General features: G+C 55.5%; 9 protein-coding genes and 1 pseudogene. All 10 read right to left on the bottom strand.

Annotated elements, in window-relative coordinates; all coding sequences use genetic code 11:
* Nucleotides 1–135: 135 nt before the first annotated feature.
* The 10 genes and pseudogenes from MKS85_RS18710 to MKS85_RS18665 all read right to left on the bottom strand — a co-directional run bounded on the left by MKS85_RS18710 (nt 136) and on the right by MKS85_RS18665 (nt 10,786).
* Complete coding sequence (locus MKS85_RS18710) at nt 136–486, bottom strand: copper-binding protein (protein ID WP_310663108.1); 351 nt, start codon at nt 484–486, stop codon at nt 136–138.
* Entirely contained in the window at nt 483–2,462 is a 1,980-nt protein-coding gene (locus MKS85_RS18705) for an efflux RND transporter permease subunit (protein WP_409078018.1), read from the bottom strand. Before MKS85_RS18705 ends, MKS85_RS18710 begins: the two co-directional genes overlap by 4 nt.
* Nucleotides 2,420–3,766: pseudogene (locus MKS85_RS18700) on the bottom strand (efflux RND transporter permease subunit); the annotation flags it as partial. The gene MKS85_RS18705 and the pseudogene MKS85_RS18700, both read right to left, overlap by 43 nt.
* Entirely contained in the window at nt 3,763–5,247 is a 1,485-nt protein-coding gene (locus tag MKS85_RS18695; RefSeq protein WP_310663106.1) for an efflux RND transporter periplasmic adaptor subunit, read from the bottom strand. The gene MKS85_RS18695 and the pseudogene MKS85_RS18700, both read right to left, overlap by 4 nt.
* Nucleotides 5,244–6,500 (bottom strand): TolC family protein, encoded by a 1,257-nt coding sequence (locus MKS85_RS18690; protein ID WP_310663105.1) that lies wholly within the window; start codon nt 6,498–6,500, stop codon nt 5,244–5,246. Before MKS85_RS18690 ends, MKS85_RS18695 begins: the two co-directional genes overlap by 4 nt.
* A gap of 99 nt (nt 6,501–6,599) precedes the next feature.
* Nucleotides 6,600–6,941 carry a hypothetical protein gene (locus tag MKS85_RS18685; protein ID WP_017737059.1) on the bottom strand — a complete coding sequence of 114 codons (342 nt, stop codon included), beginning with the start codon at nt 6,939–6,941 and terminating at the stop codon, nt 6,600–6,602.
* 74 nt (nt 6,942–7,015) lie between these two features.
* Complete coding sequence (gene copD / locus MKS85_RS18680; RefSeq protein ID WP_017737058.1) at nt 7,016–7,954, bottom strand: copper homeostasis membrane protein CopD; 939 nt, start codon at nt 7,952–7,954, stop codon at nt 7,016–7,018.
* Nucleotides 7,955–7,957: 3 nt separating this feature from the next.
* The gene (gene copC, locus MKS85_RS18675) at nt 7,958–8,341 is read right to left on the bottom strand and encodes a copper homeostasis periplasmic binding protein CopC (RefSeq protein WP_017737057.1); all 384 of its coding nucleotides are present in this window, start codon (nt 8,339–8,341) and stop codon (nt 7,958–7,960) included.
* Between the two features lie 370 nt (nt 8,342–8,711).
* Nucleotides 8,712–10,100, bottom strand: coding sequence for a heavy metal sensor histidine kinase (locus tag MKS85_RS18670; RefSeq protein ID WP_032864932.1), 1,389 nt, complete (start codon nt 10,098–10,100; stop codon nt 8,712–8,714).
* Entirely contained in the window at nt 10,097–10,786 is a 690-nt protein-coding gene (locus MKS85_RS18665; protein ID WP_017737055.1) for a heavy metal response regulator transcription factor, read from the bottom strand. Before MKS85_RS18665 ends, MKS85_RS18670 begins: the two co-directional genes overlap by 4 nt.
* Between the last annotated feature and the right edge of the window lie 152 nt (nt 10,787–10,938).

The raw sequence follows: 10,938 nt of genomic DNA, 5'->3' as shown, positions 1-10,938 counted from the left end.
GTGAAACCTTAACTGGTGTCCAGAATTACTTGACCAGTTCATACACGCTCCGTTACTGAATAATTGGTTTTCGTAAAAAGCGGGTGGCAGAAGCCGACGCGACATTACGCTCCGGCTACTTCCATTACCGCCATTTCACTTTTTGATGGATACAATCGTGGCTCGGCCACCCTCTAACCGAAATGAAAACGACACTCGGTCTCCGGCCGTCAGCCCTGTCAGCTGATCTTCCGTTACGGAAAAAGCCATGGTCATAGCAGGCCACTGCACGGCTGGCACGGCGCCATGAGCGATAGTCACTGTCTGCTTCTCGGAGTTAATTGACTTGATCGTGCCCTCCGCTTTGGCTATCGGAGCCTGCTTTACGTCCTGCTTCATCTCCATGCCCTCCATACCGTCCATTTTCATGCCCGGCACGTCCTCTGCCAGGGCAGAAAGAGACAGCGCAAATACGGTGCTTGCAACTGCAATCGGGGTCAGTTTCATAGGACGTTTCCTTGAGAGTTAATGGGTTCAACTGAGAGGTGCCGGCGACGCATCAGGCGATAGGCTGCCGGAATGACAAACAGCGACAGCAAGGGTGCGGTGATCATGCCGCCCACCATGGGCGCGGCGATGCGACTCATCACCTCGCTGCCGGTGCCGCTGCCCAACAGGATGGGTAACAGGCCGGCAATGATCACGGCCACGGTCATGGCCTTGGGTCGAACGCGCTGCACGGCCCCTTCACGAATGGCCGCAATCAGCCCACGCTCAGTGTTGTCACCGAGGTCTTCACGTTCGGCCCAGGCGTTTTTCAGGTAGAGCAGCATGATCACGCCAAATTCGGCAGAAACACCGGCCAAGGCGATAAAGCCGACCCCGGTGGCGACCGACAGGTTGAACCCCAACAGATAGAGGAACCATGCCCCGCCAGTCAGGGCGAATGGCAGAGTGGCCATGATCAGCAGGGCCTCGTCGAAGCGGGCAAAAGTCAGGTAAAGCAATACGAAGATGATCAACAGCGTGGCAGGCACCACCAGTTTGAGTCGTGCGTTGGCCCTTTCGAGAAATTCGAACTGCCCTGAGTAACTCAGGCTCATGCCGGGCTGAAACTTGACCTGCTCGCTGACGACCCGGCGTAGATCGGCGACTACCGAGGCAATGTCCCGGCCACGCACGTCGATGTATACCCAACCAGAGGGCCGTGCATTCTCGCTCTTGAGCATCGGCGGGCCGTCGCTGACCTTGACCTTCGCCACAGTGCCGAGGGTGATCTGGCTCCCTAGCGGGGTGTAGATCGGCAATTGCTCCAGGGCGCCGAGCGAGTCACGCCACTCCCGAGGGTAACGCACGTTGATCGGGAAGCGTGCAAGCCCTTCAATGGTCTCCCCGACATTTTCACCACCAATGGCACCGGCCACGATGGACTGCACATCGGCGATGTTCAGCCCATAGCGGGCGGCGGATTTGCGGTCGATATCCACGTCGATATAGCGGCCACCGGTAAGTCGCTCGGCCAGAGCTGAACTGACACCGGGTACGTTCTTGGCCACTCGCTCGACGGCCTGAGTCGCGGCATCAATCTCCGTCAGGTTGGTGCCGGCAACTTTCACCCCAATAGGACTCTTGATGCCTGTGGCCAGCATGTCAATACGGTTGCGAATCGGCGGAATCCAGATATTGGTCAGCCCAGGGACTCGTACCACTCGATCCAGTTCTTCCACCAACTTTTCCTGGGTCATGCCTGGGCGCCATTGCTCATGTGACTTGAACTGGATGGTGGTTTCGAACATTTCCAGCGGTGCCGGGTCGGTGGCGGTTTCGGCACGCCCCGCTTTACCGAAGACGTGTTCTACCTCGGGCACCGTTTTGATCAGGCGGTCGGTGTGTTGCAGCAGTTGCGCCGCTTTCTGCGCCGACAGCCCCGGCAAAGCCGAAGGCATATAGAGCAGATCACCCTCGTCCAATGGGGGGAGAAACTCGCCACCCAGGCGCGACATTGGCCATAGTGCACTGACAAAAACCAATAGAGCCACCAACAGCGTGATCTTTGGTCGACGCAAGACCGCGTCAAGGGCTGGCTGATAAATCCGAATCAACCACCGGTTCAACGGGTTCTGTTGTTCACTGGGGATTCGCCCCCGAATCCAGTAGCCCATCAGCACTGGCACCAAGGTCACTGACAATCCCGCCGCTGCGGCCATGGCATAGGTCTTGGTGAACGCCAAAGGGCCGAACAGCCGTCCCTCCTGAGCTTCCAGGGTGAACACCGGAATGAACGACAGGGTGATGATCAGCAAACAGAAAAACAGTGCCGGACCTACCTCTGCCGCCGCTTCGGTCATTACATGCCAATGACGCTCACCCTTCAGTTCCTCCCCTGGATTGGCCAGGTGCCAGGCCTCAATCTTTTTGTGGGCGTTCNACAGAAAAACAGTGCCGGACCTACCTCTGCCGCCGCTTCGGTCATTACATGCCAATGACGCTCACCCTTCAGTTCCTCCCCTGGATTGGCCAGGTGCCAGGCCTCAATCTTTTTGTGGGCGTTCTCGATCATCACCACGGCGGCATCGACCATGGCGCCGATGGCGATGGCTATCCCGCCCAAGGACATGATGTTGGCGTTGATGCCCTGGTAGCGCATGACGATGAAGGCAATCAGCACCCCCACCGGCAGCGAAATGATCGCCACCAGGGATGAGCGCAGGTGCCAGAGAAAAATCCCGCAGACCAGCGCGACAACGATGAACTCTTCGATGAGCTTGTAGCTGAGGTTTTCCACGGCGCGGTCGATCAGCTTGCTACGGTCGTAGGTGGTGACGATTTCTACACCAGCCGGCAGACTGCTTTTCAGTTCGTCGAGCTTGGTCTTGACCGCTGCAATGGTCTCGCGAGCATTCTTGCCGCTGCGCAGAATTACCACACCGCCAACGGTCTCGCCTTCGCCGTCGAGTTCGGTGATGCCACGCCGCATTTCCGGCCCCAACTGGATCGTGGCAACATCGCCAAGGGTCACCGGCACACCGCCCGATCCCAACTTGAGTGGGATCGCCCGAAAGTCATTGAGCGTCTTCAGGTAGCCGGAGGCACGTACGATAAACTCGGTCTCTGCCATCTCCAGCACGGCGCCACCAGTTTCCTGATTGGCCTTGCCGATCGCTTCGGTCACCTCGGCCTGCGTGATACCGAGGCTGGCCAGTTTGAGCGGATCGAGCTGCACCTGGTACTGCTTGACCATCCCACCCACCGTAGCAACCTCGGCAACGTTCGGCAGGGTCTTGAGTTCGAACTTGAGAAACCAATCCTGAAGTGCGCGAAGCTGTGCCAAATCGTGTCCGCCACTGCGATCCACCAGTGCGTACTGATAGATCCAACCCACCCCCGTCGCATCCGGTCCCAACGCCGGCTTGGCGCTGGCCGGCAACCGACTTTGTACTTGGCTTAGATACTCCAACACCCGCGAGCGGGCCCAATACAAATCAGTACCGTCTTCGAACAGCACGTACACGAAACTGTCCCCGAAGAAGGAATAGCCACGCACCGTCTTGGCGCCCGGCACTGAGAGCATGGTGGTGGCCAACGGATAGGTCACCTGGTTCTCGACAATCTGCGGTGCCTGTCCCGGATACGGGGTGCGGATGATCACCTGAACATCCGAGAGATCTGGCAGCGCATCGATGGGCGTGCTCTGCACCGACCAGATGCCCCAAGCCGTGATAAACAGTGTCGCCAGTAGCACCAGAAATCGGTTGGCTACTGACCAACGAATCAGGGCAGCAATCATGGTTGGCCCCCTGATTTCTCTAGACGCTCAACACGCAAGCCATCGTCGGTTTGACTCACCGCAATCCGGACCTTGTCGCCCGTTTTAAGGCCTTGCATCAGAGCCGGATTGGCAAGTGGGAAAGTCATGGTCATGCCAGGCATGCCCAGCGTCTTGAAGGGGCCATGGGCGAGCGTGACTTCTTTGTCGTTGATCTCAACGATCTGCCCATCCGCCTCATGAAAACTGGAGGCTGCTGCCTTAGGTGCTGACTCTTCCTCAGAGCTTGCAACGATGCCCTTGAGACTGGCCTCCGAGTCGAGCAGGAACTGGCCAGAGGTAACCACCTTCTGGCCCTCTTCCAGGCCTTTCAAGATCGCCGTCTTGCCATCGTTTTCCTGCCCGATCAACACTTCAACAGGACGATAGCGGCCAGCGTCTTCAGCGAGCATCACCAGGGCACGTCGACCGGTGCGAATGACGGCCTCACTCGGCACCCACAACACGTTTTCCTCCGTTGAACGATTGAGGCTCACTCGTGCAGTCATACCCGGCCTGAGACGGCCTTCTGGGTTGGGTAACTCGACGCGTACGCGAAGTGTGCGGCTATCCAGATTAGTTTCCGGAAGAATCGCGCTGACGACGCCCTTGAGCACAACCCCAGGGAATGCGGGCAAACGTGCCTCTGCCGATTGCCCCATGAGGATCGATCCAGATTCAGTCTCCGGAACGGCCAGGGCCAGCCAGACGTTACTCAAACCATTAACGCGTGCCAGTGTCTCGCCTGCGGCCACCGTCATACCCTCGCGTACATTTAGCTCTTGCAGCACGCCACTAATAGGGCTGGTGAGTGTCAAGTTTGGTTGGATTTTGCCACTGCGCTCTACTTGAGCAATTGATGCCGCCGACATCCCGGTGAGCCGCAAACGCTGGCGAGCCGCTGCCAGTAAGCCCGCATCGCCACTGCGCTTGAGTGCGAGAAACTCCTCCTGAGCTGCAGCCCACTCAGGTACAAGAATATCCGCCAAGGCGGCATTGGCTTTGATCACGTCGCCAGGAGCACGGGCATACACGCGCTCGACGAAACCCGCCGTACGGGCTTGGATGACGGCGACGTCCCGCTCGTTGAAGGTCAACACACCGACCACGTCCAGACTCGAAGCAAACACACCTCGACTGACGGTAGCCAGTCGCAGACCGAGATTCTGAGTCAGGCCTGGATCAATGCGAACGGCGGCGCTTTCCCCTTTGATATCGGCGTACTGAGGGACCATTTGCATGTCCATGAAGGGCGACTTACCCGGCTTATCGAATTTCTGTTGTGGGTACATGGGGTCGTACCAATACAGAACTTTGCGATCGACTGATGCCTCAGGCTTCTGCTCCGGTGCTGCATCCGGTACTCCGCTCATTCTCTGTTGGGCCAACCAGTAACCACCGGCAACGCCCAAGGCAACCGAGATGCTGACAACTAAAGCCCCTTTCCATGTTCTAGAGATCATTGAGCGGACTCCCCATAGGCGAAATACAGGCGAGCGCTGGTGAGAGCACGCTGCTCTTCAACATCAATCTGCTTGAGACGGGCTTCTATGAGCTCGCGGCGGGCGGCGACAACGGAGTTCAAGTCACCTTTGCCGGACCGGTAGCTGGCCATGCTGAGCGCGACCTTCTCCTTGGCCAAGGGCAATAGGCTGTCCTCGGTTCGATGCACGGCACGATTCAGGCGGTCATAGTCGGCCAACTGGTCCTCCAGTTGCTGGGTATGCTCGCGTGAAAGGGCTTCACGCTCAGCCTCAAGCTGGTTGAGTTCAGCGTGCTTGGCCGCAATTTTTGGGTTCTGCCGAGAGTCAGGAAATAGCGGTAGATCCCATGAAAATTGCACGCTGACCATGTCGCCGAACTGTCGGCCGCGATGCTGATAGTCGACTTCCCAGCTCCAATCCGACTGTTTTTCCGCTTCGGCTTCACGGACCTTGGCTTGCGCTTCGCGGGTCATTGGCGCAAACGCTGCCAATTCTGGGTGATGTTGCAGCTTATGAGAGTAGCCAGAGGCTTCGACAGGCCATTCAGGCAAGCTGCCCACAGGTTTGTCGTTGGCGGCTGGTCCAATCCAGCGCTTCAGGGCCGCTCGGGCCTGCGCTCTCTGGCGAATCAAATCGTCCTGCTGCTCTTCCAGTTGTGCCGCTTCCTGTTTGGGCGTTACTGCGTCAGCAGGTTGAGCGCGGCCGCCGGCAATTTGTGCACGGACGGTATCGGCCAGCAGACGGTTTTCTTTGTAGAAATCCTGGAACAGCGCATCTTTACGCTCAACGGAGAAGCTGTTGATCCAGGCCAGCGCCGTAGCCTGACGAACCTTCAGACGTTCGACCCGGCGCTCAGCGGCGGCGCGGTCAATGGCCGCATCAGCGACCTCGATGCGGGCTTTGCGCTTGGCGCTGTTGGGCATCTCCTGACTGACTCCGACCATTTGCATAGTCATGAAGTCCTGGTCGATGCTCCAGCGATCTGGGCCGCCGATGGGGTAGTTCTGTACGCCTAGCAGCAACTTGGGATCGGGTAGTTCACCAGCGGGGATGGCCGCACTACTGGCGGCCTGAATTTTCGCGTCTTGTGCAGTCAGCGACGGCGCATTGTTTTCAGCCAGCTGCAAAGCTTCATCGAGTGTCAATGCGGCAGCGAAACTCGGCAATGCCAGTACGCTTGCCGCCAGGCCGGCCACGAGGGACCACCCTGTGCAATAGCACTTGGAGTTCATGTTCACGATTCCTGTGATGATCCACTGCGCGCTTCATCAGACATGCACGCAGATATGCCATCCCGCTAACGCGGAATGAGGCTCAGTGTGGTACAGGAATCAAGTGCGGGGCGGTCGCCATACCCCTGACGGGGTTTGTACTGGAAGGGAATCTAGTGAGAAGGACAGTACGAGGGGGCTGGATAAGGTGATAGGAGGCTTGATGATGGATACTTGCAGCATGCCACCAGTCTTGCACTCCTGACCTGACTTACAGGGTTTGCCGTGCTCGGTGGGACTTTTCATGTCCTGGCAGCAGTCTTGCCCCATGCCGTCCATCATCGCCATGCCCATGGTTTTCATGGGGCAGGGCTCAGTCGGCGCCTGAACGCCCGCCATCCCGCTGAGGGGGAGCGCCAGGCTAATCAGGAAAATCAGGCAAAACCGTAGGTAGCGTTTCATAGGCTGGAGTGTAGCCGGAGGAAATGGCCCTTACAATTCACCTTCTAGACTCCTTAGTCGGCTGTCACCAACCTCTATTCCGCGCTCATTTCCATTTCCGGACTTAAAGTGCCTAACCATGCGACAAGGCAAATTATGATGACTGCCATTAAAAACTCGAGTGTCATGCTGCGGCGCAAGGCATTGACCGCGGCAGAGTACTCTCCATTTCGAACTGACCGCTCCAATACCGGACTTAGGTGAAAGCGGTTCAGCGTGGCTAACACGATCATCCCGGCAAAGAGCAGGACCTTCAAAAACAGCAGTACACCGTACGTACTGAGCATCACTTCATCGAGATTTGGACCGACGACAAACAGATAATTCACTACGCCTGTGATGCTTATGATCACTACGATCACAGCGCCGGCCGATTCAAAACCAGTCAGCACCCTCGCAAGAATTCGAGCTTCTTGTTCGCCCTTTAGCGATTTCAACCGCAGTAGTAGAGCGAATGCCAATAGAGCACCCAACCAGCCACCTGCGGCTAAAAGATGGAATATATCGGTGATGAAATGCCAGTAGCGTCGGCTGCCTTCATCCATGGCACCGTGCCCTGTCCAAGCCAACGTCGCCAACGCAATCGCTCCGCATACGGTGACGATCCAGAGACTGGCTGTCGGAAATCGCTTGTTCAACGCGACGCCAATAATTGCCATCACCAAGGCAGCTATTCGGACCATCCAGGTCAACCCGACGTCGGTCCCCATGAGGACCATTTCAAAAATATGGTGATGTAGCTCCATAAGCTCCGACACACCGCTCATTGCTTTCGCAAGCAACAACATGGCGACAAGGGATAGGGCTACACCTGCAACAGAAGTACCGTAAAGAAGCGACTCAAAATTCAAGACCGTGCCCGATACTCTTTCCTTTCCCCTGAGGCTGTATAAGCCGAAAATTGCTAATCCGAATAACAACATCAGGTCGAAATAGAGAGCAAAGCGAACCACAATATTTATTGAGTCGCTCATAAATCATTTCACTTTAAATGAGAAGTTGCCGGTGATCGGGTGAGTGTCCGAGGAGACAGCACGCCATTCGACTTTGTAGGTACCGGTGGTCAGAGGTGCTGCCGGTGTAATCACCATCGTTTTCGGATCACCGCCACCAGCGACGGCGGCCTTAACACCCATTGGGGAGTTCGGCATGCCAGGCATATCGGTCATGATCAGTTTTGCACCGGAAAACTGAGTGGTGAGATTCTCAGAAAAGTGCAGTTCAATCTTCGAAGGGGCCGCCGCATCCGAGCCTTCTGCCGGAGTGGAAGAAAGGAGCTTTGGATGTGCTTGAGCAACTGCACTCAGAAGCAAACCAGCGGTAAGTGCAACAGCTACGGTCGTAGTTTTAAGGAATGACATGCAAGACTCCTCACAGCAAGAGCTGTTGATTCGAGGTTTGTTTGGGAATATCTAGTTTTTACTTTTCGATTCTTGTTAAAACCACTGATGATTAGCTAGTAGCCTCCGTGTTCTAGGGCAGGTTGAACACGAGAAACTCACTAGGCCCCAACGTCACAGTGCAAGAACACGATGCCACACGAACGCAAACTGTTCGATTACATTTCAGTCAGCTTGACGCGGTGTTTGGCCTCGAATTGGCGGGCGTAGCGAGACTTAAAGACGAGACCGCGTGCCCGCGATACTAGGGTTTTCACCCATTCAAAAATAACGAAAGTGGAACGTGGGGCGCAGGCTGAGAGATTGCCGTTGATCACAAATGCGCCGCTGATCAGCTGACCTTCAAGTCAACACTAGGAAACTCTAGATGAAAGGCCGTTTTTCCATCAAAGGACGTACACCATATCTTGCCATCATGCGCTTCAATTATTGATCGGGTAATTGACAGACCTAGCCCCGCGTTGCTTGGACTGCCTTCTCGCCGAGCTGGGTCCACGCGGTAAAAGCGATCGAACAGCTTTTCAAGGTGTTCGGGAGCAATGGGCTCTCCATGGTTCTCCACAACGACCAATACCGACATCTCCTTCTGCTGAATATCGACACTGATGGACTTCCCTTCATGGGTGTAGCGCAGCGCATTTGAGAGCAGATTAGAAATGGCTCTGTGGAGCATAAGAACATCGCCTCGAACACTGCCCCTTCCTGAAACTGTGAGCTCAATGCCTCGCTCATCTGCCAACAGTCGGTAGTATTCGAGCAATTTCTCTACGACTTCCACCAAGTCTATCGGTTTGTTCTCGTGCGTGATCAGACCATTGTCAGACTTCGCCAGAAAAAGCATGTCATCGATCATTCGCCCCATACGCTTCAAATCATCAAGATTTGAGTACAGATTGTCTTCGTAGTCCTCGATGTTCCTTTTTCTAGAAAGCACCACTTCGGTGTGGGTCATCAAGTTGCTCACGGGGGTCCGTAGTTCGTGGGCAATGTCTGCGGAAAAGTTCGATAACCGGACAAATGCATCGTCGAGCCTGGACAACATTGCGTTAAACGACAGCACCATTTGCTGAAGTTCTTTGGGAACGGGTGCTAAGGGGATGCGCTCTTTGAGTGATTTTGCTGACATTGAGGCAGCGACCCGCGTGACCTGGCGAATAGGCCGCATGCCACTGCTTGCTACCATCCAGCCGAGTGCAGCACTGACCAATGCGCTGATCACCAACCCTATCCAAAACCAGCGTTCAAGCGTCTCGAAAAAGGACATATGCTGAGTAACGTCAAAGATCAAAATGACTGTCAACGGCTTGTCTTGTCCCGTCACAACGGCTTGTGCCGTCACGCCACGGAACATCTGCTCTTGCTCCCGCCACTCCCAGACGTTGTTGTTTGTGGTTGTGCGGAACTCCTTCGGAATATCTACCGGACCGGGATCAGCAAACAGCAGCTTGCCGTCACCATCGATTATTAGGGCCGTCAAATCACGGTGAGCACCCAGAAGCGCTTCCAGCTCAGGCTTAAATTCGCTGAATTGATCGATGCTGTTCAACCCGGACAAAATTCTCTGGGTCGAGTGGAGCTTTTCGTTCAATGCCTGCTGATCCAGCATCTTGAAATGATGCCGGCTGAGGTTATTGAAACTGAGTCCGGCGACCGTGAGCACGGCCGTTACCGCGAGCATGAACATCAGACTCATGCGAGTCGTCAGGGACATTCGGTTCATTCCGACTCCGAATCAGGTGCGTCGAGCATGTAACCCATTCCCCTTGAGGTATGAATCAACTTGACCTCAAAATCGTCATCTATCTTGGCCCTCAACCTTCTCACTGCAACCTCGATAACGTTGGTATCGCTGTCAAAGTTCATATCCCAAACCTGGGAGGCGATAAGTGACTTTGGCAGCACCTCCCCTCGACGTCTTAGCAACAGCTCAAGCAATGCAAACTCTTTGGCCGTAAGGTCTATGCGCTTACCTCCACGAATGGCCCGACGCTTGAGCAGGTCCACCTCCAGATCAGCCAATTTCATATAGGTTTGCGAGGGAGCGCCGTTACCCCGACGTAGCAACGTTCTGACGCGAGCCAACAGTTCAGAAAATGCGAAGGGTTTGATCAGGTAATCATCTGCCCCGAGTTCAAGTCCTTTCACTCGATCTTCAACGCGGTCTCGCGCCGTGAGGAAGAGCACGGGAACATCTTTTCCGGATGCACGAACCTTCTGAAGTACTTCCCAGCCATCCAGCCCAGGCATCATGACGTCTAGAATCAGCAGGTCATAGGCCTCGCTCAAAGCGTGCTGAAGCGCCACTTGGCCATTGGTAAAGCGATCCACATTGAACCCCGCCTCCGTGAGTCCTTGCTCCAAATAGATACCTATTTTGGGTTCGTCTTCAGCAACCAGAAGTCTCATGAGGGTGGCTCTCGGATAATGATGAAGCGCAGTCTGCAACGAAACACGCCAGCCAACCAGCAACTGACAGAAAAGTAATATTGGCTTCAGGTAGATGTCAGCAAGCGCTGTCTAGGGTTCAAGCATGAGTACTTCCTGGTGCTCGACCGACT

It is taken from the genome of Pseudomonas sp. JL2, from assembly GCF_031570495.1.
Classification (GTDB): Bacteria; Pseudomonadota; Gammaproteobacteria; order Pseudomonadales; family Pseudomonadaceae; genus Aquipseudomonas; species Aquipseudomonas rhizophila.
This window is presented reverse-complemented; position numbering and strand designations above follow the sequence as displayed.